The organism is Pseudomonas sp. Rh2 (assembly GCF_040762985.1).
In the GTDB taxonomy this organism is placed as follows: domain Bacteria; phylum Pseudomonadota; class Gammaproteobacteria; order Pseudomonadales; family Pseudomonadaceae; genus Aquipseudomonas; species Aquipseudomonas taiwanensis.
On record NZ_CP142890.1, the window covers coordinates 1,455,824 to 1,481,197 of the forward strand.

20 protein-coding genes and 2 pseudogenes are annotated in these 25,374 nt (G+C 63.1%); 20 read left to right on the forward strand and 2 right to left on the reverse strand.

Going from position 1 to position 25,374, the window contains the following annotated elements:
* Window positions 1-140: 140 nt before the first annotated feature.
* The 16 genes and pseudogenes from mraZ (at window position 141) to lpxC (ending at window position 17,946) form a co-directional block, all read left to right on the forward strand.
* Window positions 141-596, forward strand: a complete 456-nt coding sequence (mraZ, locus tag VXM67_RS06580; RefSeq protein WP_016395508.1) for a division/cell wall cluster transcriptional repressor MraZ — start codon at window positions 141-143, stop codon at window positions 594-596.
* A 2-nt stretch (window positions 597-598) separates the two neighbouring features.
* On the forward strand, window positions 599-1,540 hold the full coding sequence (gene rsmH, locus VXM67_RS06585) for a 16S rRNA (cytosine(1402)-N(4))-methyltransferase RsmH (protein ID WP_177325256.1): 942 nt from the start codon (window positions 599-601) through the stop codon (window positions 1,538-1,540).
* Window positions 1,537-1,830 (forward strand): cell division protein FtsL, encoded by a 294-nt coding sequence (gene ftsL, locus VXM67_RS06590; protein WP_023378826.1) that lies wholly within the window; start codon window positions 1,537-1,539, stop codon window positions 1,828-1,830. The genes rsmH and ftsL overlap by 4 nt, the downstream gene beginning before the upstream one ends.
* A complete protein-coding gene (locus VXM67_RS06595; RefSeq protein WP_162144468.1) occupies window positions 1,830-3,569 on the forward strand; it encodes a penicillin-binding protein 2 in 1,740 nt (579 codons plus the stop codon). Before ftsL ends, VXM67_RS06595 begins: the two co-directional genes overlap by 1 nt.
* Entirely contained in the window at window positions 3,566-5,056 is a 1,491-nt protein-coding gene (locus tag VXM67_RS06600) for a UDP-N-acetylmuramoyl-L-alanyl-D-glutamate--2,6-diaminopimelate ligase (RefSeq protein WP_027908083.1), read from the forward strand. The genes VXM67_RS06595 and VXM67_RS06600 overlap by 4 nt, the downstream gene beginning before the upstream one ends.
* Window positions 5,049-6,416, forward strand: a complete 1,368-nt coding sequence (murF, locus tag VXM67_RS06605; protein ID WP_023378829.1) for a UDP-N-acetylmuramoyl-tripeptide--D-alanyl-D-alanine ligase — start codon at window positions 5,049-5,051, stop codon at window positions 6,414-6,416. Before VXM67_RS06600 ends, murF begins: the two co-directional genes overlap by 8 nt.
* A complete protein-coding gene (mraY, locus tag VXM67_RS06610) occupies window positions 6,416-7,498 on the forward strand; it encodes a phospho-N-acetylmuramoyl-pentapeptide-transferase (RefSeq protein ID WP_023378830.1) in 1,083 nt (360 codons plus the stop codon). The genes murF and mraY overlap by 1 nt, the downstream gene beginning before the upstream one ends.
* Window positions 7,499-7,504: 6 nt before the next feature.
* Window positions 7,505-8,851: a UDP-N-acetylmuramoyl-L-alanine--D-glutamate ligase gene (gene murD / locus VXM67_RS06615; protein WP_023378831.1), complete on the forward strand. Its 1,347-nt coding sequence runs from the start codon at window positions 7,505-7,507 to the stop codon at window positions 8,849-8,851.
* On the forward strand, window positions 8,851-10,062 hold the full coding sequence (gene ftsW, locus VXM67_RS06620; protein WP_177325257.1) for a putative lipid II flippase FtsW: 1,212 nt from the start codon (window positions 8,851-8,853) through the stop codon (window positions 10,060-10,062). The genes murD and ftsW overlap by 1 nt, the downstream gene beginning before the upstream one ends.
* Window positions 10,052-11,130 (forward strand): annotated as a pseudogene (gene murG, locus VXM67_RS06625) (undecaprenyldiphospho-muramoylpentapeptide beta-N-acetylglucosaminyltransferase). Before ftsW ends, murG begins: the two are co-directional and overlap by 11 nt.
* Complete coding sequence (gene murC / locus VXM67_RS06630; protein ID WP_023378834.1) at window positions 11,123-12,571, forward strand: UDP-N-acetylmuramate--L-alanine ligase; 1,449 nt, start codon at window positions 11,123-11,125, stop codon at window positions 12,569-12,571. Before murG ends, murC begins: the two are co-directional and overlap by 8 nt.
* Complete coding sequence (locus VXM67_RS06635) at window positions 12,568-13,524, forward strand: D-alanine--D-alanine ligase (RefSeq protein ID WP_023378835.1); 957 nt, start codon at window positions 12,568-12,570, stop codon at window positions 13,522-13,524. The genes murC and VXM67_RS06635 overlap by 4 nt, the downstream gene beginning before the upstream one ends.
* Before the next feature lie 5 nt (window positions 13,525-13,529).
* The gene (locus VXM67_RS06640; RefSeq protein WP_023378836.1) at window positions 13,530-14,399 is read left to right on the forward strand and encodes a cell division protein FtsQ/DivIB; all 870 of its coding nucleotides are present in this window, start codon (window positions 13,530-13,532) and stop codon (window positions 14,397-14,399) included.
* A 14-nt stretch (window positions 14,400-14,413) separates the two neighbouring features.
* Window positions 14,414-15,670: a cell division protein FtsA gene (gene ftsA / locus VXM67_RS06645; RefSeq protein ID WP_023378837.1), complete on the forward strand. Its 1,257-nt coding sequence runs from the start codon at window positions 14,414-14,416 to the stop codon at window positions 15,668-15,670.
* A gap of 55 nt (window positions 15,671-15,725) precedes the next feature.
* On the forward strand, window positions 15,726-16,922 hold the full coding sequence (gene ftsZ, locus VXM67_RS06650) for a cell division protein FtsZ (protein ID WP_023378838.1): 1,197 nt from the start codon (window positions 15,726-15,728) through the stop codon (window positions 16,920-16,922).
* A 112-nt stretch (window positions 16,923-17,034) separates the two neighbouring features.
* The gene (gene lpxC / locus VXM67_RS06655) at window positions 17,035-17,946 is read left to right on the forward strand and encodes a UDP-3-O-acyl-N-acetylglucosamine deacetylase (RefSeq protein ID WP_023378839.1); all 912 of its coding nucleotides are present in this window, start codon (window positions 17,035-17,037) and stop codon (window positions 17,944-17,946) included.
* Window positions 17,947-18,145: 199 nt separating this feature from the next.
* Here the strand turns inward: lpxC and VXM67_RS06660 are convergent, their stop codons facing one another.
* The gene (locus VXM67_RS06660; protein ID WP_023378840.1) at window positions 18,146-18,598 is read right to left on the reverse strand and encodes a DUF721 domain-containing protein; all 453 of its coding nucleotides are present in this window, start codon (window positions 18,596-18,598) and stop codon (window positions 18,146-18,148) included.
* A 327-nt stretch (window positions 18,599-18,925) separates the two neighbouring features.
* Here VXM67_RS06660 and secA point away from each other — a divergent pair, with 327 nt between their 5' ends.
* The 4 genes and pseudogenes from secA (at window position 18,926) to VXM67_RS06680 (ending at window position 24,761) form a co-directional block, all read left to right on the forward strand.
* Window positions 18,926-21,661: a preprotein translocase subunit SecA gene (secA, locus tag VXM67_RS06665; protein WP_027908084.1), complete on the forward strand. Its 2,736-nt coding sequence runs from the start codon at window positions 18,926-18,928 to the stop codon at window positions 21,659-21,661.
* A 176-nt stretch (window positions 21,662-21,837) separates the two neighbouring features.
* Window positions 21,838-23,054, forward strand: a pseudogene (argJ, locus tag VXM67_RS06670) (bifunctional glutamate N-acetyltransferase/amino-acid acetyltransferase ArgJ).
* Between the two features lie 133 nt (window positions 23,055-23,187).
* Complete coding sequence (locus tag VXM67_RS06675; RefSeq protein WP_023378843.1) at window positions 23,188-23,820, forward strand: glutathione S-transferase family protein; 633 nt, start codon at window positions 23,188-23,190, stop codon at window positions 23,818-23,820.
* Window positions 23,817-24,761, forward strand: coding sequence for a Nudix family hydrolase (locus tag VXM67_RS06680; protein WP_023378844.1), 945 nt, complete (start codon window positions 23,817-23,819; stop codon window positions 24,759-24,761). The genes VXM67_RS06675 and VXM67_RS06680 overlap by 4 nt, the downstream gene beginning before the upstream one ends.
* Before the next feature lie 45 nt (window positions 24,762-24,806).
* Here the strand turns inward: VXM67_RS06680 and VXM67_RS06685 are convergent, their stop codons facing one another.
* On the reverse strand, window positions 24,807-25,373 hold the full coding sequence (locus tag VXM67_RS06685; protein WP_027908086.1) for a cob(I)yrinic acid a,c-diamide adenosyltransferase: 567 nt from the start codon (window positions 25,371-25,373) through the stop codon (window positions 24,807-24,809).
* Between the last annotated feature and the right edge of the window lies 1 nt (window position 25,374).

Sequence of the window (25,374 nt, forward strand, 5' to 3'; positions counted from 1 at the left end):
CTCGGTCCTGTAAGGGTTTTCCTTATGAACGTGCCTTGACGGTGCAGCGGGCGGATTCCTATAGTGTGCGCAAGTGGCAGAAAGTGGGATGAAGTGGGTTTTCTGGCACAAAAAAGCTAACATTGTGGGGAATCGCAGCCGTGTTCCGCGGAGCCAACGCCGTCAGCCTCGATGCAAAGGGCCGTCTCGCAATGCCGAGCCGGTACCGTGACGAGCTCGATTCGCGTTGCAATGGCCAGCTGATCGTGACCATCGATGCCGTTGATCCCTGCTTGTGCGTATACCCCCTCGATGAGTGGGAACAGATAGAAGCCAAGTTGCGTGCCTTGCCGTCGTTGCGTGAGGAAAACCGCCGCCTGCAGCGTCTGCTGATCGGCAATGCGGTTGACCTGGAGCTCGATGGCAGCGGGCGTTTCCTGGTACCGCCCCGTTTGCGCGAATACGCCAAGCTCGACAAGAAGGCGATGCTGGTGGGGCAACTGAACAAATTCCAGTTGTGGGATGAGGATGCCTGGAACGTGGTTTCGGCAGCCGACCTCGCAGCTATTCAACAACCGGGCGCCATGCCCGACGATTTGCGTGACCTGATCCTGTGACCATAGATAGCGGCTTCAACCACATTACCGTATTGCTCGACGAAGCTGTCGAGGCATTGGCCCTGCGCGCCGACGGTTGCTATCTGGACGGCACCTTTGGCCGTGGCGGACACAGTCGGCTGATTCTCAGCAAGCTCGGGCCGCAAGGTCGCTTGCTGGGCTTCGACAAAGATCCACAGGCGATTGCAACCGGGCAAGCGCTGGCGGCCGAAGACGGCCGCTTTGTCATTGTGCAGCGCAGCTTTGCCGAGCTGGGCTCGGAGGTGGCCGCGCGCGGGCTGGATGGCAAGATCAGCGGCATCCTGCTCGACCTGGGCGTGTCTTCGCCGCAGCTGGACGACCCCGAGCGCGGTTTCAGCTTCCTCAATGATGGCCCCCTGGACATGCGCATGAACCCGGACCAGGGCATCAGTGCCGCCGAGTTCATCGCCACCGCTGCCGAGGAAGAGATCGCCCGCGTCTTCAAGGAATACGGCGAAGAGCGTTTCGCCAAGCGCATGGCCCGTGCCGTGGTGCAGCGTCGCGAACAACAGCCGTTCACCCGCACCGCCGATCTCGCCGAAGTGCTCAAGGTGGCCAACCCTGCCTGGGAAAAGGGCAAGAACCCAGCGACCCGGGCATTCCAGGGCCTGCGCATTCACGTCAATAACGAGCTGGGCGACCTCGAAGCCGGCCTGGAGGCTGCAATCGATGCGCTTGAGGTCGGTGGCCGCCTTGCCGTCATCAGCTTCCACTCACTCGAAGACCGTATCGTCAAACTGTTCATGCGCAAGCTGGCCAAAGGCGAGGCGGACAATCTGCCGCGCAACCTGCCGGTGCAGCACAAAGCCTTCGAACCGAAAATCCGCCTGATCGGCAAGGCGCAATTCGCCTCCGAAGCAGAGCTCAAAGCCAACCCGCGGGCACGCAGTGCCGTCATGCGGGTGGCGGAGAAACTGCGGTGAGCCGGCTTTTTGCCAAGCCTCTTCCAGGTGGGAGCTTCCTGATGCTTCTGCTGTTCGTCGCTGTCCTGATTTCGGCCATCGCGGTGTCCTACAGCGCCCACTGGAACCGTCAGTTGCTCAACACGTTGTACGGTGAGTTGAACGAGCGCGACAAAGCCCAGGCCGAATGGGGGCGCCTGATCCTCGAACAAAGTACCTGGACTGCTGCCAGCCGTATCGAGAGCCTGGCTTCCGAGCAGCTCAAGATGCGCGTTCCTGCGGCTGACGAAGTGCGAATGGTGGCGCCATGATGAAGCTCGAAGGCGCACTCTACCCCTGGCGCTTCCGGGTCGTGATCGGCTTGCTGGCTTTGATGGTCGGTGCCATCTGTTGGCGTATCATCGACCTGCAGGTGGTCGATCGTGACTTCCTCAAGGGCCAGGGCGACGCACGCAGCCTGCGCCACATCCCGATTCCAGCACACCGTGGTCTGATCACCGACCGCAACGGTGAGCCGCTCGCCGTCAGTACGCCGGTCACCACCTTGTGGGCCAACCCCAAGGAGATGCAGGCATCCAAGGACCGCTGGCCTCAACTGGCTGCTGCGCTTGGGCAGAGTGCCCAGCAATTGACCGAGCGTCTGACCCAGCAGGCGAACAAGGAATTCATCTACTTGGTGCGCGGCCTGACCCCGGAGCAGGGCCAGCATGTGCTCGACCTCAAGGTGCCGGGTGTCTACGGCCTGGAGGAGTTCCGCCGCTTCTATCCAGCTGGCGATGTCACCGCGCACATGGTCGGTTTCACCGACCTGGACGACCACGGTCGCGAAGGGGTCGAACTGGCCTACGACGAATGGCTGGCCGGAGTGCCCGGCAAGCGGCAAGTGATCAAGGACCGGCGTGGCCGGCTGATCAAGGACATTCAGGTAACCAAGAACGCCAAGGCCGGAAAGACCTTGGCGTTGTCGATAGACCTGCGCCTGCAGTACCTGGCGACCCGCGAACTGCGCAACGCCATCGCCGAGCAGGACGCCAAGGCCGGCAGCCTGGTGATCATGGACGTCAAGACCGGCGAAGTCCTGGCGATGGTCAACCAGCCGACCTACAACCCGAACAATCGCCGTAGCATGTTCCCGGCCGCGATGCGCAACCGGGCGATCATCGACGTGTTCGAGCCGGGCTCGACCGTCAAGCCGATCTCCATGAGTGCGGCACTGGAAAGCGGTCGCTGGAAGCCTACCGACAAGGTCGAGGTGTATCCGGGCAGCCTGCAGATCGGCCGCTACACCATCAAGGACGTGTCCAAGAGCGAAGGCCCGATCCTCGACCTGACCGGCATCCTGATCAACTCCAGTAACGTGGGCATGAGCAAGATCGCCTTCGACATTGGTGGCGAGGCGATTTATCGGGTCATGTCCCAGGTTGGCCTGGGCCAATACACCGGCCTGGGCTTCCCGGGCGAGCGCGTCGGCAACCTGCCGAACCACCGTGAGTGGCGCAAGGCCGAAACCGCGACCCTTTCCTATGGCTACGGCGTTTCGGTCACCGCCTTGCAGTTGGTGCACGCCTACGCGGCGCTGGCCAACGACGGCAAGATGGTGCCGCTGTCGATCCTCAAGGTCGACAAGGCGCCTGAAGCCGTGCAGGCGATTCCCAAGGAAACCGCCGAAACCATCCAGGGCATGCTGCAGCAGGTCATCGAAGCGCCGCGCGGCGTGTTCCGTGCCCAGGTGCCGTTCTATCACGTCGGTGGCAAGTCCGGTACGGCGCGTAAGGCCACGGTTGGCTCCAAGGGCTACACCGAGAACGCCTACCGTTCGTTGTTCGCCGGCTTCGGGCCGATGAGCGACCCGCGTTACGCCATCGTCGTGGTCATCGACGAGCCGAGCAAGGGCGGTTACTTCGGCGGTCTGGTTTCGGCGCCGGTATTCAGCAAGGTCATGTCGGGCACCCTGCGCCTGATGAACGTGCCGCCAGACAACCTGCCGCCCCCAGCACCCGTTGAAACATCGCAAGTCAATGCAGCAGCCGCCAAGGGAGGGCGTGGATGATGACAATGCCATTGAGCAAGCTTTTCGCCCATGCCAGCCGCGATCCGCTGATTCGTGAGCTGACCCTGGACAGCCGCCATGTGCGCCCTGGTGACCTGTTCCTGGCTGTGCCAGGCGCGAAGGTCGATGGTCGTGATCATATTGCCGATGCCTTGGCCCGTGGCGCTGCCGCAGTGGCTTATGAAGAGCGTGGCGCCAATGTGCTGCCGCTGACCGACGTGCCGCTGATCCCGGTCAAGGGCCTGGTTGCCCAGTTGTCCAAGATTGCTGGGCACTTCTATGGTGAACCCAGCCGCCAGTTGAACCTGGTGGGTGTTACCGGCACCAACGGCAAGACCAGTGTCACCCAATTGGTGGCCCAGGCGCTCGATCTGCTTGGCCAGCGTTGCGGCCTGATAGGCACCCTGGGTACTGGTTTCTATGGCGAGTTGCAGAGCGGTCGGCTGACCACGCCAGATCCGATTGCCGTGCAGTCGACCCTTAACGATCTCAAGAAGGGTGGCGCCAAGGCCGTGGCCATGGAGGTGTCCTCCCATGCGTTGGAGCAGGGGCGTGTCGCTGCGCTGGAATTCGACATCGCGGTCATGACCAACCTGTCCCGCGACCATCTGGATTACCACGGCAGCATGGAGGCATACGAGGCCGCCAAGGCCAAGTTGTTCGCATGGCCCAGCCTGCGTTGCCAGGTGGTCAATCTGGATGATGATTTCGGTCGACGCCTGGCCGAAGACTATGCCCGCCGCCCGAGTGTCGACCATGTCGAGACCCGGCTGCTCAGTTACAGCCTGGAAAACCCGGACGCTTCGCTGTTCTGCCGCGAAGCGCATTTCGATGATGATGGCGTGCGCGCCACACTGGTCACTGCCCAGGGCGAACGTATCCTGCGCAGCCAGCTGCTGGGCCGCTTCAACCTGAGCAACATGCTCGCCGCTGTTGCCACGCTGTTGGCGCTCGAGTACTCGCTTGACGAGATTCTCAAGGTCACCCCTGACTTGCACGGGCCGGTCGGTCGCATGCAGCGCCTGGGTGGCGGTGACAAGCCGCTGGTGGTGGTCGATTACGCCCACACCCCGGATGCGCTGGAGAAGGTCCTCGAGGCCCTGCGTCCGCATGCTCACGGCAAGCTGCTATGCCTGTTCGGTTGTGGTGGCGACCGTGATCGCGGTAAGCGCCCGTTGATGGCCGACGTGGCCGAGCGCCTGGCCGACCGCGTGCTGGTCACTGACGACAACCCGCGTACCGAAGACCCCCTGCGCATCTTCGACGATATTCGCCCCGGTTTCAGCAAGCCGGACGCCGCCGAATTCGTCGCCGGTCGCGGTGAAGCCATCGCGCACCTGATCGCAACTGCCGCCGCCGATGACGTGATCGTCCTGGCCGGCAAGGGGCACGAGGACTACCAGGAGATCAACGGCCAGCGCCACGATTTCTCCGACCTGGTCGAAGCCGAGAAGGCACTTGCAGCCTGGGAGGCTCCGCATGCTTAAACCCATGATACTCAGCCACCTGACCACTGCACTGAATGCGCGGTTGGTGGGTACCGATGCCAGCTTCAACGGTGTCAGCATCGACAGCCGCAGCGTCAGCGCCGGCCAACTGTTCGTTGCCTTGACGGGGCCGCGTTTCGACGGCCACGACTACCTGGCTGATGTAAAAGCCAAGGGCGCGGTTGCTGCCTTGGTCGAGCGCGAAATCGCCGATGTCGAACTCCCCCAACTGGTCGTGGCCGATGCCCGGCTGGCCCTGGGACAGTTGGGTGCATTGAACCGCGCCGAGTTCGACAAGCCGGTCGTGGCGATCACCGGTTCCAGTGGCAAGACCACGGTCAAGGAAATGCTGGCGGCTATCCTGCGTACGCGTGGGGTAGTACATGCGACCCGTGGCAACCTGAACAACGACTTGGGCGCGCCGCTGACACTGCTGGAAATCGCCCCCGAGCACAGCGCCGCCGTCATCGAGCTGGGCGCGTCGCGCATTGGCGAAATCCGTTACACCGTGGGCCTCACCCAGCCACAGGTGGTCATCATCAACAATGCCGGTACTGCCCACGTGGGTGAGTTCGGTGGGCCGGAGAAAATCGTCGAGGCCAAGGGTGAAATCCTCGAAGGGCTGGGCGAGGGCGGCACCGCCATCCTCAACCTGGCAGACAAGGCCTTCGAGATCTGGCGCAAGCGTGCCGGCACTCATCGGGTCCTGAGCTTCGCCCTGGACAACCCGCAGGCGGACTTCCATGCCAGGGATATCGGGCGTGATGCCCGGGGTTGCCCGTCCTTCACCCTGGTGGGGCCAGATGGCAGCGTGCCAGTGCAGCTCAACCTGCTCGGCACACACAACGTCAGCAACGCCCTCGCGGCCGCGGCCGCGGCCCATGCCGTTGGTCTGAGCCTGCACGGCATCGCCGTCGGGCTGGGCGCCGTGCAGCCGGTCAAGGGCCGGACTGTGGCGCAGATTGCGCCGAACGGCGTGCGCGTCATCGACGATAGCTACAACGCAAATCCCACCTCCATGTGCGCGGCCATTGATATACTCGCCGGCTTTTCCGGGCGCACCGTTCTGGTGCTTGGGGATATCGGCGAATTGGGCCAATGGGCCGAGGAAGGTCACCGTCAGGTGGGCGACTACGCGCGCGGCAAGGTCGATGCCTTGTATGCGGTGGGAACCAACATGACACACGCGGTCAAAGCGTTCGGCGCCAATGGCCGTCACTTCGCAACGCAAGCTGAGCTGATCGACGCCGTTCGCGGCGAGACGGCCAGCGACACCACAATCTTGATCAAGGGCTCGCGCAGCGCTGCGATGGAAAACGTCGTGGCGGCTTTGTGCGGTGCCAGCGGGGAGAAACATTAATGCTGCTGCTGTTGGCTGAGTATCTGCAACAGTTCCACAAAGGCTTCGCAGTCTTTCAGTACTTGTCCCTGCGCGGGATTCTCGGTGTACTGACCGCGTTGTCCCTGGCGCTGTGGCTGGGTCCGTGGATGATCCGCACCTTGCAGATTCGCCAGATCGGTCAGGCTGTCCGTAACGACGGCCCGCAATCGCACCTGTCCAAGTCCGGCACCCCGACCATGGGCGGTGCCTTGATCCTGTCCGCCATCGGCGTCAGCACCCTGTTGTGGGCCGACTTGAGCAATCGTTATGTGTGGGTCGTGCTGATCGTCACCCTGCTGTTCGGTGCCATCGGTTGGGTCGACGACTACCGCAAGGTGATCGAGAAGAACTCCCGCGGCTTGCCGAGTCGCTGGAAGTATTTCTGGCAGTCGGTGTTCGGCCTGGGAGCCGCGGTCTTCTTGTACAAGACCGCTCCGACCAGCATCGAGACCACCCTTATCGTGCCATTCCTCAAGGATGTCACCATCCCGCTGGGTATCGGCTTCGTCGTGCTGACGTACTTCGTGATCGTCGGCTCCAGCAACGCGGTCAACCTGACCGACGGCCTGGATGGCCTGGCCATCATGCCGACCGTGATGGTGGGCGGTGCCCTGGGTATCTTCTGCTACCTGTCGGGTAACGTGAAATTCGCCGAATACCTGTTGATCCCGTACGTGCCGGGCTCGGGCGAGCTGATCGTGTTCTGCGGCGCGCTGATCGGTGCGGGCCTGGGCTTCCTTTGGTTCAACACGTATCCGGCCCAGGTCTTCATGGGCGACGTTGGCGCACTGGCACTGGGGGCCGCGCTGGGTACCATCGCCGTGATCGTGCGTCAGGAAATCGTGCTGTTCATCATGGGCGGCGTGTTTGTCATGGAGACCTTGTCGGTGGTGATTCAGGTCGCCTCCTTCAAGCTCACGGGCAAGCGCGTGTTCCGCATGGCACCGATCCACCACCACTTTGAACTCAAGGGTTGGCCCGAACCGCGGGTGATCGTCCGTTTCTGGATCATCACCGTGATTCTGGTGCTGATCGGCCTTGCAACCCTGAAACTGAGGTAGATGAGCGTGTCACTGATCGCTTCCGACCAATTCCGCATCGTTGTCGGCCTCGGCAAGAGCGGCATGTCCCTGGTTCGCTTCCTGGCGAACCAGGGCATTGCCTTTGCGGTCGCCGACACCCGCGAGCAACCACCGGAACTGGAAACCCTGCGCCGTGAGTACCCGCAGGTGGAAGTGCGCTGTGGCGAGCTGGACGTGGACTTCCTGTGCCGCGCCAACGAGTTGTATGTGAGCCCAGGTCTTGCGCTGTCGACCCCGGCGCTGCAGCAGGCGGCCGCGCGTGGCGTGAAATTGTCGGGTGACATCGAGCTGTTCGCTCGCCACGCCAAGGCGCCGATCGTCGCGATCAGTGGTTCCAACGCCAAGAGCACCGTGACTACCCTGGTCGGCGAGATGGCGGCCAAGGCAGGAAAGCGAGTGGCAGTAGGCGGCAACCTCGGCACGCCGGCGCTGGATCTGCTCGCTGATGATGTCGAGCTGTACGTCCTGGAGTTGTCGAGCTTCCAGCTGGAAACCACCGACCAGCTCAACGCCGAAGTGGCCACGGTACTGAACATCAGCGAAGACCACATGGACCGCTACAGCGGGCTGCCGGCCTATCACTTGGCCAAGCACCGTATTTTCCGCGGCGCCCGTCAGGTCGTGGTAAACCGCCAGGATGCGCTGAGCCGCCCGCTGCCGATCGAAGGTCGCCCCTGCTGGACGTTCGGTCTCAATGCGCCTGACTTCAAGGCATTTGGCCTGCGCGAAGTCGACGGCGAGAAATACCTGGCCTTCGAGTTCCAGGCCTTGATGCCGGTGCGCGAGCTGAAGGTCCGTGGATCGCACAACCAGAGCAATGCCCTGGCTGCCCTGGCCCTTGGCCATGCTGCTGGCCTGCCGTTCGAGCCCATGCTCGAAGCCCTGCGTGAATTTGGTGGCCTGGCCCACCGCTGCCAATGGGTACGCGAGCGCAACGGGGTGAACTGGTACGACGATTCCAAGGCCACGAACGTGGGGGCGGCCCTGGCGGCCATCGAGGGCCTGGGGGCCGACATCGACGGCAAGCTGGTGCTGATCGCGGGTGGCGACGGCAAGGGTGCCGATTTCTCTGCCCTGCGCGAACCGGTAGCGCAGTACTGCCGCGCCGTGGTGCTGCTGGGCCGTGATGCCGAGCGCTTGGCCGAGGCTTTGGGTGATGGCGTGCAGTTGGTGCGGGTCAAGACGCTGGACGAGGCCGTGCACCAATGTGCCGAACTGGCCCGGTCCGGTGACGCCGTCTTGCTGTCGCCTGCCTGCGCCAGCCTCGATATGTTCAAGAACTTCGAAGAACGCGGGCGCCTGTTCGCCCAGGCGGCGGGAGGGCTTGCATGATCTTCGGCATCCTCAAGCCATACCCGTCGCCGCTGATCAGCGGACGTGGCATCGACCTCGATTTCCCGCTGCTGGCCGGGTGCCTGGCGCTGCTCGGCCTGGGCCTGGTGATGATCACCTCGGCTTCCTCGGAAGTGGCTGCGGTGCAGTCCGGCAATCCGCTTTATCACATGTTCCGCCACCTGGTTTACGTGGTCCTGGGTCTGGTGGCGTGTGGGGCGACCATGATGGTGCCTATCGCTACCTGGCAACGCATGGGCTTCATGATGCTGCTTGGCGCCTTCGGCCTGCTGGTACTGGTGCTGGTGCCAGGTATCGGTCGCGAAGTGAACGGTTCCATGCGCTGGATCGGCTTCAGTTTCTTCAACGTCCAGCCTTCGGAAATCGCCAAGGTGTTCGTGGTCATCTACCTGGCCGGCTACCTGGTAAGGCGGCAGACCGAGGTGCGCGAGACCTGGATGGGCTTCTTCAAGCCCTTCATCGTCCTGCTGCCCATGGCCGCGTTGCTGCTGATGGAGCCGGACTTCGGCGCCACCGTGGTCATGATGGGCGCAGCGGCGGCCATGCTGTTCCTCGGCGGGGTGGGGCTGTTCCGTTTCAGCTTGATGGTGGTGCTGGCGGTAGTGGCGGTGTTCGTGCTGGTGCAGGCACAGCCGTACCGGATGGCCCGTCTGATCACCTTCACCGATCCGTGGTCCGATCAGTTCGGTTCCGGCTACCAGTTGACCCAGGCGCTGATCGCCTTCGGCCGTGGCGAGTGGCTGGGCGTGGGGCTGGGCAACAGCGTGCAGAAGCAGTTCTACCTGCCCGAAGCGCATACCGACTTCGTGTTCTCGGTCCTGGCCGAGGAGCTGGGCGTCGTCGGTTCGCTGGCGACCATCGCTCTGTTCGTGTTCGTCACCGTGCGCGCCCTCTACATCGGCTTGTGGGCCGAGAAAGCCAAGCAGTTCTTCGCCGCCTACATGGCGTTCGGTCTGGCCTTCCTGTGGATCGGCCAGTTCCTGATCAATATCGGGGTGAACGTCGGTCTGTTGCCGACCAAGGGCCTCACCTTGCCGTTCCTCAGCTACGGAGGCAGCTCGCTGGTGATCTGCTGCGCCTGCGTGGGGTTGTTGCTGCGCATCGAGTGGGAAAGCCGCACGCACCTGGGTAGCGAGGAACATGAATTCAAGGAAAGCGATTTTGCCGAGGAGACCAGCCATGGCCGCTAACGGCAAAAACGTACTGATCATGGCGGGTGGCACCGGCGGGCATGTATTCCCGGCCCTGGCCTGCGCCCGTGAATTCCAGGCTCGCGGTTACAGCGTGCACTGGCTGGGCACGCCGCGCGGCATCGAAAACGAACTGGTGCCACAGGCCGGTCTGCCACTGCACCTGATCCAGGTCAGCGGCCTGCGCGGCAAGGGCAAGCTGTCGTTGCTCAAGGCACCGTTCACGTTGATCAAGGCTGTGCTTCAGGCACGCCGTATCATTCGGCAGCTCAAGCCGGTATGCGTGCTGGGCTTCGGTGGCTACGTGACCGGCCCGGGCGGTGTCGCTGCGCGTCTGTGCGGCATACCGTTGGTCATTCACGAGCAGAACGCCCGCGCCGGCACTGCCAACCGCCTGCTGGTACCGCTGTCGGCACGCGTTTGCGAAGCGTTTCCGAACACCTTCGAGGCCAGCGACAAACGTCGCACCACGGGTAACCCCGTGCGCCCTGAGCTGTTCATGGACGCTCAGCGTGCGCCTTTGGCCGAGCGCCGGGCCCGCCTGTTGGTCATGGGGGGCAGCCTGGGTGCGGAACCCTTGAACAAATTGTTGCCTAAGGCCCTGTCCGAGGTGCCCGCGAACCTGCGGCCCGAGGTATTCCACCAGGCCGGCAAGCAGCACGCGCCGATCACCGCCGAGCGTTACCGCGAGGCTGGGGTCCAGGCTCAGGTCGAACCGTTCATCAAGGACATGGCCCAAGCCTATGCCTGGGCCGATATCGTGGTCTGCCGGGCCGGTGCCCTGACCGTCAGCGAACTCGCGGCGGCTGGCCTGCCTTCGATGCTGGTGCCCTTGCCCCATGCCATCGACGATCACCAGACCCATAACGCCCAATACCTGTCTCGGGAAGGCGCGGCCTTCCTGATGCCACAAGCGACAACTGGCGCAGCGCAGCTCGCTGAACGCCTGAACGAGGTGCTGATGCAACCCGAGAAACTCAACACCATGGCCAGCACCGCACGGAGCCTGGCCAACCTGCTGCAACCAGCACCGTGGTCGACATCTGCCTGGAGGTGGCACATGGTTGAAAGCCAGAAAGCCATGCCCCAGCCGAAAATGGGTCGGATCAACCGTATTCACTTCGTCGGTATCGGCGGTGTGGGCATGTGCGGTATTGCCGAAGTGCTGCTCAACCTGGGCTACCAGGTGTCCGGTTCCGACCTGAAGGCCTCGCCAGTTACCGAGCGCCTGGAATCGTTCGGTGCCCAGATCTTCGTCGGCCACCGTGCCGAGAACGCCGCCAATGCCGACGTGCTGGTCGTGTCCAGCGCCATCAATCCGGCCAACCCGGAAGTCGCCACCGCACTGGAGCGCCGCATTCCAGTGGTGCCGCGCGCTGAGATGCTTGCCGAGCTGATGCGCTATCGCCACGGCGTAGCGGTTGCCGGTACCCACGGCAAGACCACCACCACCAGTCTGCTGGCCTCGGTGTTCGCCGCGGGTGGCCTGGACCCGACCTTCGTCATCGGCGGGCGCCTGACGGCGGCCGGGACCAACGCGCAGTTGGGCACCAGCCGTTACCTGATCGCCGAAGCCGATGAAAGCGATGCCAGCTTCCTGCACCTGCAGCCGATGGTCGCGGTAGTCACCAACATCGACGCCGACCACATGGCCACCTATGAAGGCGACTTCAACAAGCTGAAGAAAACCTTCGTGGAGTTCCTGCACAACCTGCCGTTCTACGGCCTGGCCGTGATGTGCCTGGACGACCCGGTAGTGCGCGAGATCCTGCCGCAGGTCAAGCGCCCGACGGTCACCTACGGTTTCAGCGAAGAGGCCGACGTGCGCGCCATCAACGTGCGCCAGCAGGGCATGCAGACCCACTTCACCGTGCTGCGCCGCGACCGCGAGCCGCTGGATGTGTCGGTGAACATGCCCGGTAACCACAACGTGTTGAACGCCTTGGCCACCATCGCCATCGCCACTGACGAAGGCATCAGCGACGAAGCCATCGTCCAGGGCTTGTCCGGCTTCCAGGGCGTGGGGCGGCGCTTCCAGGTCTACGGCGAGCTGCCAGTCGAAGGCGGCAGCGTGATGCTGGTCGACGACTACGGTCACCACCCGACCGAAGTGGCTGCGGTCATCAAGGCCGTACGTGGCGGCTGGCCAAGCCGTCGACTGGTGATCGTCTACCAGCCGCACCGCTACAGCCGTACCCGTGACCTGTACGACGACTTCGTGCAGGTGCTCGGCGACGCCAACGTGCTGCTGTTGATGGAAGTCTACCCGGCCGGCGAAGAGCCGATTCCGGGTGCCGACAGCCGTCAGCTCTGCCACAGCATCCGTCAGCGCGGCAAGCTCGACCCCATCTATATCGAACGTGGCGTGGAACTCGCGCCGTTGGTCCAGCCGCTGCTGCGCGCCGGCGACATCCTGCTGTGCCAGGGTGCCGGTGATGTCGGCGGTCTGGCCCCGCAATTGATGAAAAGCCCGCTGTTCGCTGGCGCCAAGCAGGAGAAGTCGAAATGACCAGCGCCTACGACAAGCTGCATTCCACCCTCGACGTCAAGGCATTCGGTCGTGTCGCCGTGCTGTACGGCGGCAAGAGCGCCGAGCGCGAGGTGTCGCTGAAGTCTGGCGCCGCCGTGATCGATGCGCTGACCACTGCCGGTGTGGACGTGGTAGGCATCGATGTGGGTGATGACCTGCTGGCCCGCCTGCAGAGCGAGAAGATCGACCGCGCCTTCATCATTCTCCACGGCCGTGGCGGTGAAGACGGCAGCATGCAAGGCCTGCTCGAGTGCCTGGGCATCCCTTACACCGGTAGCGGGATCCTGGCGTCTGCCCTGGCCATGGACAAGCTGCGCACCAAGCAGGTGTGGCAGAGCCTGGGCATTCCGACCCCGCGCCACGCCGTGCTGGCCAGCGAGAGCGATTGTGTTGCCGCCGGTGCGGAACTGGGCTTCCCGTTGATCGTCAAACCGGCCCATGAAGGTTCAAGTATCGGCATGGCGAAGGTGAACAGCGTGCAAGAGCTGGTCGCCGCCTGGAAGGACGCCGCCAAGTACGATTCGCAAGTTCTGGTCGAGCAATGGATTCACGGCCCGGAGTTCACCATCGCAGTGTTGCGCGGCCAGGTGCTGCCTCCGATTGCGCTGGGCACCCCGCACGTGTTCTACGACTACGACGCCAAGTACATTGCCAATGACACCCAGTACCGCATTCCGTGCGGCCTGGACAGTGCCAAGGAAAAGGAACTGATCGACCTGACCGCGCGCGCCTGCGATGCCATCGGCATCGAAGGCTGGGGGCGGCTGGACGTGATGCAGGACGAGCAGGGCCGGTTCTGGCTGCTCGAAGTCAACACCGCACCCGGCATGACCGACCATAGCCTGGTGCCCATGGCGGCGCGCGCGGCCGGCCTGGACTTCCAGCAACTGGTGCTGGCGATCCTGGCTGAAAGCGTCGTGACGCGAGGTTAAGAGCCATGCAAGGCGCGATGATACGTCAGCAGCAACCCGTTACCGGCCGTAGCAAGCCGGTGCCGCGTGGTGCCAGCCGACTGGTGGCCGACGAGCCCGTATCGGCGCGCCTGCCTCGGCCAAGCCTCGGTGGTCTCAAGCGCCTGCTGTGGCCCGTGCTGCTGGTGGCGGCGGGCTTTGGTGCCTACGAAGGCGCCATTCGCCTCATGCCTTACGCCGACCGGCCGATCACCAAGATCGCCGTACAAGGCGACCTGAGCTACATCAGCCAGCAGGCGGTGCAGCAACGGATCGCGCCGTACGTGGCGTCGAGCTTCTTCAGCGTCGACCTAACGGCGATGCGCGCAGAGCTCGAGCAGATGCCATGGATCGCCCATGCCGAGGTTCGCCGGGTATGGCCGGACGAGGTGGTGATTCGCCTTGAGGAACAGTTGCCGGTTGCGCGCTGGGGGGACGAAGCCTTGCTCAACAACCAAGGTCAGGCCTTCACCCCGCGCGAGTTGGCCAACTACGAGCACCTGCCGCAGCTGTTCGGGCCGCAGCGCGCTCAGCAACAAGTCATGCAGCAGTATCAGGTATTGAGCCAGATGCTGCGCCCCCTGGGCTTTTCCATCGCTCGCCTGGAGCTGCGCGAGCGGGGCAGCTGGTTCCTGACCACAGGCGCGGGTAGCGCCGGGTCGGGTGTCGAGCTGCTGTTGGGGCGCGATCACCTGGTGGAGAAGATGCGCCGTTTCATTGCCATTTACGACAAGACACTCAAAGAGCAGATCACCAACATCGCCCGCATTGATCTGCGTTATTCCAACGGACTTGCCGTTGGTTGGCGGGAACCGATTGCACCGACGACGGCCCAACCCGCCGTTGCGAAGAATTAGAGAGAGGCAGGACCATGGCAAACGCGCATAGCGGCAAAATGATCGTCGGGCTGGACATCGGCACCTCCAAGGTGGTGGCGCTGGTGGGTGAAGTGGCCGAAGACGGCACCCTGGAAATCGTGGGTATCGGCACCCATCCGTCCCGTGGCCTGAAGAAAGGCGTGGTGGTGAACATCGAGTCCACCGTGCAGTCGATCCAGCGCGCGGTGGAAGAAGCGCAGCTGATGGCCGGTTGCCGCATCCACTCCGCATTCGTCGGCGTGGCCGGCAACCATATCCGCAGCCTGAACTCCCACGGTATCGTCGCCATTCGCGATCGCGAAGTGAGTCTCGCCGACCTTGAGCGGGTACTCGACGCTGCCCAGGCCGTGGCCATTCCGGCCGATCAGCGTGTGCTGCACACCCTGCCGCAGGACTACGTGATCGATAACCAGGAAGGCGTGCGCGAGCCGCTGGGCATGTCCGGCGTTCGTCTGGAAGCCAAGGTCCACGTGGTCACCTGCGCAGTCAATGCGGCACAGAACATCGAGAAGTGCGTGCGCCGCTGTGGCCTGGAAATTGACGACATCATCCTCGAGCAACTGGCCTCGGCCTACTCGGTGCTGACCGACGACGAGAAAGAGCTGGGCGTGTGCCTGGTAGACATCGGTGGTGGCACGACCGATATCGCCATCTTCACCGAAGGCGCCATCCGCCACACCGCGGTGATCCCGATCGCGGGCGACCAGGTGACCAACGACATCGCCATGGCCCTGCGCACGCCCACCCAGTACGCCGAGGAAATCAAGATCCGTTACGCCTGCGCCCTGGCCAAGCTGGCCGGCGCTGGCGAGACCATCAAGGTGCCAAGCGTGGGCGACCGTCCTCCGCGCGAGCTGTCGCGTCAGGCCCTGGCCGAGGTGGTGGAGCCGCGTTACGACGAGCTCTTCACCCTGATCCAGGCCGAGCTGCGTCGCAGCGGCTACGAGGACCTGGTGCCAGCCGGCATCGTCCTTACCGGTGGCACCGCGAAGATGGAAGGTGCCGTGGAACTGGCCGAAGAAATCTTCCACATGCCGGTACGCCTTGGCGTACCGCACAGCGTTCGGGGACTGAGCGACGTGGTGCGCAACCCGATCTATTCCACTGGCGTGGGCTTGCTCACCTATGGCCTGCAGAAGCAGACCGAGGACTTGCCCCTGACCGGTAACAGCAGCAGCAACAGCTATGGCGATGAACCGAAGGCCCCAGTGCTTGAGCGCTTCAAGCGGTGGGTCCAGGGCAACTTCTAAGTTTCAAAGCAGTAGTGGTAGGCGCGACAACTAGAGAACTGTAAGGAGAGGGAAAATGTTCGAGCTCGTAGACAACGTCCCGCAAAGTCCGGTCATCAAGGTGATCGGCGTTGGCGGTGGCGGCGGCAACGCCGTCAACCACATGGTGAAGAGCAACATCGAAGGCGTCGAGTTCATCTGCGCCAACACCGATGCTCAAGCGCTGAAAAACATCGGCGCGCGCACCATCCTGCAACTGGGTACCGGTGTGACCAAAGGCCTGGGTGCCGGTGCCAATCCGGAAGTCGGTCGTCAGGCCGCGCTGGAAGACCGTGAGCGTATCGCCGAGGTGCTGCAGGGCACCAACATGGTGTTCATCACCACTGGCATGGGGGGTGGTACCGGTACCGGTGCGGCGCCGATCATCGCCGAAGTGGCCAAGGAAATGGGCATTCTCACCGTTGCCGTGGTGACCCGTCCGTTCCCGTTCGAGGGCCGCAAGCGCATGCAGATCGCCGATGAAGGCATCCGTATGCTGGCGGAAAGCGTTGACTCGCTGATCACCATCCCTAACGAAAAACTGCTGACCATCCTGGGCAAGGATGCCAGCCTGCTGTCTGCCTTCGCCAAGGCAGACGACGTGCTGGCCGGCGCCGTTCGCGGTATTTCCGACATCATCAAGCGTCCGGGCATGATCAACGTCGACTTCGCCGACGTGCGTACCGTGATGGGCGAGATGGGCATGGCGATGATGGGCACTGGCTGCGCCAGCGGTCCGAACCGTGCTCGCGAGGCGACCGAGGCAGCCATCCGCAACCCGCTGCTCGAAGACGTCAACCTGCAGGGCGCTCGCGGTATCCTGGTCAACATCACCGCAGGTCCCGACCTGTCGCTGGGCGAGTACTCCGATGTGGGTAGCATCATCGAAGCCTTCGCCTCCGACCACGCGATGGTCAAGGTCGGTACCGTTATCGACCCGGACATGCGCGACGAGCTGCACGTCACCGTGGTCGCCACTGGCCTGGGCGCTCGTATCGAGAAGCCGGTCAAGGTGGTGGACAACACCCTGCAGACCGCCCAGCAGGTATACGAGTCGTCCAACCCTGCGCCTGCGCGTCAGGAGCAGCCAGCGGTCAACTACCGTGACCTGGAGCGTCCGACCGTGATGCGCAACCAGGCCCATGCAGGTGCCGCCGCGGCAGCTAAACTCAACCCACAGGATGATCTGGACTACCTTGATATTCCGGCATTCCTGCGTCGTCAGGCTGATTAATGGAATTTATCAGGGGTATAGGGGTGATTGGTGTTCAGCAAAGGCCGGGTCTGTTATCATCCCCAGCCTTTGTTGATACCTGTTCGCAATTTGCGCTGAAGCGGCCAATGCCATGATTAAACAACGCACCCTGAAGAATACCATCCGTGCCACAGGTGTCGGTCTGCACTCCGGGGAGAAGGTCTACCTGACCCTCAAGCCTGCGCCTGTTGACACCGGCATCGTCTTCCGTCGCGCCGACCTCGACCCTGTGGTCGAAATCCCGGCGCGCGCGGCCAACGTCGGTGAGACAACCATGTCGACGACGCTGGTCAACGGTGACGTCAAGGTCGATACGGTCGAGCACCTGCTCTCCGCCATGGCGGGCCTGGGCATCGATAACGCCTACGTCGAGCTCTCCGCCTCGGAAGTGCCGATCATGGATGGCAGCGCCGGTCCCTTCGTATTCCTGATTCAGTCTGCTGGCCTGGAAGAACAGGACGCAGCCAAGAAGTTCATCCGTATCCTGCGCGAAGTGACAGTGGAGGAGGGCGACAAGCGCGCTACCTTCCTGCCGTTCGACGGGTTCAAGGTGAGCTTCGAGATCGACTTCGACCACCCGGTGCTGCGCAACCGGACCCAAAGTGCCAGCGTCGACTTCTCCAGCACGTCGTTCGTGAAGGAAGTCAGCCGCGCCCGTACCTTTGGTTTCATGCGTGACATCGAGTACCTGCGCAAGCACAACCTCGCGTTGGGCGGCAGTGTCGAGAACGCCATCGTTGTCGACGAAGACGGCGTGCTGAACGAAGACGGCCTTCGCTATGAAGACGAATTCGTCAAGCACAAGATCCTCGATGCCATCGGCGACCTTTACCTGCTGGGCAACAGCCTGATCGGCGAGTTCAAGGGCTTCAAGTCCGGACACGCGCTGAACAACCAGCTGCTGCGCAAGCTCATTGCTGAAAAAGATGCCTGGGAAGTGGTCACTTTCGAAGATGCCAGTACGGCACCGATCTCGTACATGCGCCCTGTTGCGGCCGTGTAAGTTCGAACACTCTCTAGTTCATTGAGGCCACCTTCGGGTGGCCTTTTTATTGCCTGGATCGTGTGGTGTCGGGAGGAAGGGCTCCCACCTCTGTTTCGGGCCAGTCATGCCTGCGGGATGCGCGCGCGACCGCTTCGGCGCCTGGCACGTTATCGCGCGCATCTTCGGTAGAAGCGAGCCTTGCTCGCGATGCGCCTGGCTACTTCTCTCGGGCGTGCGCGGCCAGTCGTTCCAGTGCGGCGCGCAACTTGGGGTCAGCAATGCCCTCGGCGGTGTCACGCAAGCTCTCGGCCGCCGTGCTCGACAGCTCGATGGCATGTCCGCCACGCTTGGCAGGCACCAGCGGCGGCTGCACCTTGAACAGGATACGGGAGAGGTTGCCGAACGCTTCCATGGCCTGTAGCTGGCGCATCAGGCGCTTTTGCTGATAGCGCAGGCGTGTAGCCCAATGACCGTCGGTCACCACCAGTAACAGCGTGCCGTCGCGCCACGATGCCACATGGCAGTGCTCGCGGGCGGCTGGTTGCAGCTGGCTTTCCAGTAGGCGCTGCAAGTGCTCCAGGCGCTCGGCCTGGTTCAGTAACAAGCGCAGCGGGCGGTTCTGGCGCAACAGGGCAGAGGGCGGCTGGGCGGGAGTGGGTTTGTAGGCCATGGGGTACGCACGCGGTTACAAGATCGGCAGTCTAACATTTCCGGCACCCTGGCTGGCCTCATCGCCGGCTGGCCGGCAATACGTCGGTGCAGACCCTGCGGGATACGAGTCATTCGCGATACGTTTCATGAACACAAGGGTTGAACTCAGTGAAAATGACCCTATCTTAGAAACGCCCCCGCCAAAGCGCTGTGCCAGCATCGTGGAAATCCACCACTTTCCTCACCATCGTTTCCGGGTAGAATGCTCGTTCGCATGCGGCCTCAGGGCTGCACGGGCGACTCATGGGGCCGCCCTCCATCCCTACGTGTGGAAGATCCTGCCGATATGTTTGCGCCTTTGTTAAAGAAACTTTTTGGAAGCAAGAACGAGCGTGAAGTCAAACGCATGCTCAAGACGGTGAACATCGTCAATGCTCTCGAAGAGAAGATGGTGGCCCTCTCCGACGAGCAGCTGCGGGGCAAGACCGCAGAGTTCAAGGAGCGCCTGGCCAAAGGCGAGACACTGGACCAATTGCTGCCCGAGGCCTTCGCCGTTGCCCGTGAGGCCGGCAAGCGAGTCATGGGCATGCGTCACTTCGATGTGCAGCTGATCGGCGGCATGACCCTGCACGAGGGTATGATCGCAGAAATGCGCACCGGCGAAGGCAAGACCTTGGTCGGTACCCTGGCCGTCTATCTCAATGCATTGTCCGGCAAGGGCGTGCATGTCGTGACCGTCAACGACTACCTGGCCCGCCGTGACGCCAACTGGATGCGTCCGCTGTACGAATTCCTCGGCCTGACCGTTGGCATCGTATCGGCCTTCCAGCCGCCGGAAGAGAAGCGCGCCGCCTACGCCGCCGACATCACCTACGGCACCAACAACGAATTCGGTTTCGACTACCTGCGCGACAACATGGCCTTCAGCCAGGAAGAGAAGTTCCAGCGTGAACTGAACTTCGCCGTGATCGACGAAGTCGACTCGATCCTCATCGACGAAGCCCGTACCCCGCTGATCATCTCTGGCCAGGCCGAAGACAGCTCGAAGCTGTACATCGAGATCAACCGCCTGATCCCGCGCTTGAAGCAGCACATCGAAGAGGTCGAAGGTCAGGTCACCCAGGAAGGCCACTTCACCATCGACGAGAAGAGCCGCCAGGTCGAACTCAACGAGGCCGGTCACCAGTACATCGAAGAGATGCTGACCCAGGCCGGTCTGCTGGCCGAGGGCGAAAGCCTCTACTCGGCGCACAACCTGGGCCTGCTGACCCACGTCTACGCCGGCCTGCGTGCGCACAAGCTGTTCCACCGCAACGTCGAGTACATCGTCCAGGACGGCCAGGTCCTGCTGATCGACGAGCACACCGGCCGTACCATGCCAGGCCGCCGTCTGTCCGAGGGCCTGCACCAGGCCATCGAGGCGAAGGAAAACCTGAACATCCAGGCCGAAAGCCAGACGCTGGCTTCGACCACCTTCCAGAACTACTTCCGTCTCTACACCAAGCTGTCCGGCATGACCGGTACCGCCGATACCGAAGCGTTCGAATTCGCCCAGATCTACGCCCTCAACGTGATGGTCATTCCGCCTAACAAGCCGCTGGCGCGCAAGGACTTCAACGACCTGGTCTACCTGACCGCGGACGAAAAATATGCCGCGATCATCGCTGACATCAAAGAGAGCCTGAGTCATGGCCGTCCGGTACTGGTAGGTACCGCGACCATCGAAACGTCCGAGCACATGTCGAACCTTCTGAAGAAGGAAGGTATCGACCACAAGGTACTGAACGCCAAGTACCACGAGAAGGAAGCCGAGATCATCGCCCAGGCCGGCGCGCCAGGTGCGCTGACCATCGCCACCAACATGGCCGGTCGCGGTACCGACATCCTGCTGGGCGGCAACTGGGAGGCCGAAGTGGCGGCCTTGGAGAACCCGACCGCCGAGCAGATCGCCCAGATCAAGGCGGATTGGCAGAAACGTCACCAGCAAGTGATCGAGGCTGGCGGCCTGCACGTCATCGCTTCCGAGCGTCACGAATCCCGCCGTATCGACAACCAGCTGCGCGGCCGTTCCGGTCGTCAGGGCGACCCGGGTTCGAGCCGCTTCTACCTGTCGCTGGAAGACAGCCTGATGCGTATCTTCGCCTCCGACCGGGTGAAGAACTTCATGAAGGCCCTGGGCATGCAGTCCGGCGAGGCTATCGAACACCGCATGGTGACCAACGCCATCGAGAAAGCCCAGCGCAAGGTCGAAGGCCGCAACTTCGACATCCGCAAGCAGTTGCTCGAATACGACGACGTGGCCAACGAGCAGCGCAAGGTGATCTACCACATGCGCAACAGCCTGCTGGCCGCCGAGAACATTGGCGATACCATCGAAGAGTTCCGCAAGGAAGTCCTGGATGCCACCATCAGCCAGCACATTCCACCGCAGTCGCTGCCTGAGCAGTGGGACGTGGCTGGTCTGGAAGCGTCGCTGGCCAGCGATTTCGCCATGAAGCTGCCGATCCAGCAGTGGCTCGACGAGGACGATCACCTCTACGAGGAGACCCTGCGCGAGAAGCTGCTGAACGAGATCACCCGCGCCTACACCGAGAAGGAAGACCAGGCCGGCATCGAGGCCCTGCGCACCTTCGAGAAGCAGATCCTGCTGCGCGTGCTGGACGACCTGTGGAAAGACCACCTGTCGACCATGGACCACCTGCGTCACGGTATTCACCTGCGTGGTTACGCGCAAAAGAACCCGAAGCAGGAGTACAAGCGCGAATCGTTCACCCTGTTCCAGGAACTGCTCGAGTCGATCAAGCGCGACACCATTCGTGTGCTGTCCCACGTTCAGGTGCGTCGCGAAGATCCAGCCGAAGAGGAAGCCCGTCTGCGTCGCGAGGCCGAGGAGCTGGCCAGCCGCATGCAGTTCCAGCACGCCGCTGCCCCTGGTCTTGAAGCCGAGCAGCAGAGCGAGGAGGGCGCCGAAGTGGCCGTGGCTGCCGCGCCGGTGCGCAACGAGCAGAAGCTGGGCCGCAACGAGCCGTGCTGGTGTGGTTCGGGCAAGAAGTTCAAGCATTGCCATGGTCAGATCGAGTGATCTGACCTGAGGGGCCGCTCTGCGGCCCTATCGCGACACAAGGCCGCTCCCACAGGTACTGCGCCCAGCTCATCGGCGGCGTGGTATCCGGTGGGAGCGGCTTTGTGTCACGAAGGGGGCGCCAAGCGGCCCCGCTCTAAACATTGTTCTCAAACCCTATTTCTAGGAGCGCTCTAATGGCTGTTGGTCTTGGTCCTTTGCCCACCTTGCACCCGGTTCCGGGTTTCGAACTCGGTATTGCATCCGCGGGCATCAAGCGTCCCGGGCGCAAGGATGTGGTGGTCATGCGCTGTGCCGAAGGCTCCAGCGTCGCAGGTGTGTTCACCCTCAATGCCTTCTGCGCAGCGCCGGTGATCCTGTCCAAGCAGCGTGTGCAGGGCACCGTGCGCTACTTGCTGACCAACACCGGCAACGCCAACGCCGGTACCGGCGCTCCTGTCTGGCCGCTGCCGAGCGTACCTGCGCCAAGCTGGCGGAACTGGCCGGCGTACCTGCCGAATCGGTACTGCCGTTCTCTACCGGTGTCATCGGTGAGCCGCTGCCGGTAGAGAAGATCGAAGGCGCCCTGCAGGCCGCCCTGGACAACCTGTCGGAAAACAACTGGGCTGAAGCCGCCACCGGCATCATGACCACCGACACCCTGCCCAAAGGCGCCAGCCGTCAGTTCCAGCACGATGGCGTGACCGTCACCGTGACCGGCATCAGCAAGGGCGCGGGCATGATCCGTCCGAACATGGCCACCATGCTCGGTTATATCGCCACCGACGCCAAGGTCGCACCGGCGGTGCTCAAGGACCTGATGCTCGATGGCGCCAACAAGTCGTTCAACCGCATCACCATCGACGGCGACACCTCGACCAACGATTGCTGCATGCTCATCGCCACCGGCAAGGCCAACCTGCCGGAGGTCACCCAAGCCAGCGGTGCGCTGTTCGAAGCCCTGAAAAAGGCGGTGTTCGAGGTGTGCATGGAAGTGGCTCAGGCCATCGTCCGTGATGGCGAAGGCGCTACCAAGTTCGTCACCGTTCAGGTCAATGGCGGCGGCAACCACCAGGAGTGTCTGGACGTCGGTTACGCCGTGGCCCACTCGCCGCTGATCAAGACCGCGCTGTTCGCGTCCGACCCGAACTGGGGCCGTATTCTGGCTGCAGTGGGCCGCGCCGGTGTGCCGGAACTGGATGTCAGCCTGATCGACGTGTACCTGGACAACGTCTGCATTGCCAGCAAAGGCGGCCGCAGCCCAAGTTACACCGAAGACCAGGGTGCCAAGGTGATGGCCCAGGAGGAAATCACCATTCGCATCGAGCTGGGCCGTGGCCAGTGCAGCGAAACCATCTGGACCACCGACCTGTCCCACGAGTACGTGAAGATCAACGCCGAATACCGTACCTGATACAAGGTCCTGTTCGCCGGTAAGTCAGCTCCTGCAGGTGCAATGTCCACAGGAGCCGGCTTGCCGTGGTGCCGAACCGCGGCGATAGCCTGCCAGGCAGCCGCCACTCACCCGCATTCAATGGAGCCGACCCATGAGCTATCACCTGATCATCGGCGACAAACGCTATTCTTCGTGGTCGCTACGTGGCGCCCTGGCCCTCGAGTTGGCTGGCGCGGACTATGAAGAAACGCTGATCAAACTCAACCAGCCAGACACCCGCCAGCGCATCCTTCAGTACTCCGCTACCGGCAAGGTGCCATTGCTCAAGACCGAGCACGGCGTGATCGCCGATTCCCTGGCGATTGCCGAATACCTCAACGAACGCCACCCCGCTGCCCAGCTATGGCCTGCAGATATCGCAGCGCGTGCGCAGGCCCGCTCGGCCTGCGCTCAGATGCACAGCGGGTTCACCGCCTTGCGCAGTGCCATGCCTTTCGACTTGTCCCGAGACGCCGCCCTGGAGAGCATCCCGCTGGAGGTGCAAGTGGACATCGATCGTATCGTCGCGTTGTGGTCGGAGTGCCGCCTGGTGGCCAAGGACAGTGGCCCGTTCCTGTTCGGCAAGCCGACCCTGGCCGATGCCTTCTTCGCGCCGGTCGCCGTACGCCTGCGTACCTATCGAGTCGATGTGCCGGCGCATGCGGCGGCCTACATCGAAACCCTCTACCAGTGGCCGGCCTTCCAGGCCTGGCAGAAAGCAGGACTCGCGGAGCGTGAAGGGTGAAACGGATTCATGTCGTAGCAGCGGTCATTCGCGGTGGTGACGGCCGGATCCTTATCGCCCGGCGTGCCGATAGCCAGCATCAGGGTGGCCTGTGGGAGTTCCCTGGGGGCAAGGTGGAGGAGGGCGAAGGCGTCGAGTCGGCGCTGGTCCGCGAGTTGCGCGAGGAGTTGGGCATCGAGGTGACCCGTTCGCGACCGCTGATCAAGGTCAGCCATGACTACCCGGACAAGCAGGTGTTGCTGGATGTCCATGAAGTCGACGCCTTCACCGGCGAACCTCATGGTGCCGAAGGGCAGCCGCTGGCCTGGGTAGCCCCGCGTGATCTTGGGCAGTACGCGTTCCCGGAAGCCAACAAGCCGATCGTCGCTGCCGCGCGGTTGCCGGATCAGTATCTGATTACCCCGGACGGGCTTGAGGTACCCGAGATGCTCAAGGGCATCCAGAAGGCCGTCGCCTCGGGTATCCGTCTGATCCAGCTGCGGGCACCGGACATGTACGACCCCAAGTACCGGGATGTGGCGGTGGACGCGGTTGGCCTTTGTGCTGGCAAGGCGCAACTGATGCTCAAGGGGCCGCTGGAGTGGCTGGGCGACTTCCCCGCGGCTGGTTGGCACCTCACCGCCGCGCAGTTGCGTAAGTATGCGGCCAAGGGCCGACCGTTCCCGACGGCGCGTTGGCTGGCGGCGTCCTGCCATAATGCAGAGGAACTGGCGTTGGCCGAACGGATGGGCGTGGACTTCGTCACCCTGTCGCCGGTTCAGCCGACCCAGACCCATCCAGAGGCGGCGCCACTGGGCTGGGATGCAGCGCGGCAGATGATTGCCGGTTTCAACCAACCGGTATTCTTGCTGGGTGGGGTTGGACCCAGTGAGCGCGAGCGTGCCTGGGACGTCGGGGCACAGGGCGTTGCGGGGATCCGGGCCTTCTGGCCTGAGGTCTGAACGGCGGGGCCGCTGAGCGGCCCTTGCGCGACACAAGGTCCACCGTCAGTCTGGCGTCTTCCCTGCAGGCTGCCACAAGACCTCAGCGATTCCTTGGCGGCGCCCAATGATGCGGGCCGCCACGAACAGCAGATCGGAAAGCCGGTTGATGTAGGCCAGGCCCACGCCTTCGAGCGGTTCTACGGCGTTCAACTGCTGACACCGGCGTTCCGCAGTGCGGGCCAGGCTCCGACACACATGGGCCTGGGCCACCAGAGCAGAGCCGCTGGGCAGAATGAAGTTCTTCAACGGCCCCAGCTCTTCGTTCCACACGTCGATGGCGGCTTCCAGTCGCTCCACCTCGGCCTGGTCCAGCGCCTGGTAACTTGGCATTGCCAGCTCACCACCCAGGTCGAACAACCGATGCTGGCACGGCGCAAGCACCTCGCTCACTTCATCCAGCCCTTGTTCGGCCAGGCCGGCCAGCAGTAGCCCAAGCTGGCTGTTAAGACTGTCCACTTCGCCGATCGCCTCGATCCGTGGATGGTCCTTGGGGACGCGACGACCGTCGCCCAGGCCGGTTTCGCCTTTGTCGCCGGTGCGTGTGTAGATCTTTGAAAGGCGGTAGCCCATG

Coding starts and splice junctions, on each gene's coding strand:
- VXM67_RS06595 (WP_162144468.1), top strand. CDS start 1,830: ATGAAGCTCGAAGGCGCACTCTACCCCTGGCGCTTCCGGGTCGTGATC.
- VXM67_RS06600 (WP_027908083.1), top strand. CDS start 3,566: ATGATGACAATGCCATTGAGCAAGCTTTTCGCCCATGCCAGCCGCGAT.
- murF (WP_023378829.1), top strand. CDS start 5,049: ATGCTTAAACCCATGATACTCAGCCACCTGACCACTGCACTGAATGCG.
- mraY (WP_023378830.1), top strand. CDS start 6,416: ATGCTGCTGCTGTTGGCTGAGTATCTGCAACAGTTCCACAAAGGCTTC.
- murC (WP_023378834.1), top strand. CDS start 11,123: ATGGTTGAAAGCCAGAAAGCCATGCCCCAGCCGAAAATGGGTCGGATC.
- VXM67_RS06635 (WP_023378835.1), top strand. CDS start 12,568: ATGACCAGCGCCTACGACAAGCTGCATTCCACCCTCGACGTCAAGGCA.
- VXM67_RS06640 (WP_023378836.1), top strand. CDS start 13,530: ATGCAAGGCGCGATGATACGTCAGCAGCAACCCGTTACCGGCCGTAGC.
- ftsA (WP_023378837.1), top strand. CDS start 14,414: ATGGCAAACGCGCATAGCGGCAAAATGATCGTCGGGCTGGACATCGGC.
- ftsZ (WP_023378838.1), top strand. CDS start 15,726: ATGTTCGAGCTCGTAGACAACGTCCCGCAAAGTCCGGTCATCAAGGTG.
- lpxC (WP_023378839.1), top strand. CDS start 17,035: ATGATTAAACAACGCACCCTGAAGAATACCATCCGTGCCACAGGTGTC.
- VXM67_RS06660 (WP_023378840.1), bottom strand. CDS start 18,598: ATGGCCTACAAACCCACTCCCGCCCAGCCGCCCTCTGCCCTGTTGCGC.
- secA (WP_027908084.1), top strand. CDS start 18,926: ATGTTTGCGCCTTTGTTAAAGAAACTTTTTGGAAGCAAGAACGAGCGT.
- VXM67_RS06675 (WP_023378843.1), top strand. CDS start 23,188: ATGAGCTATCACCTGATCATCGGCGACAAACGCTATTCTTCGTGGTCG.
- VXM67_RS06685 (WP_027908086.1), bottom strand. CDS start 25,373: ATGGGCTACCGCCTTTCAAAGATCTACACACGCACCGGCGACAAAGGC.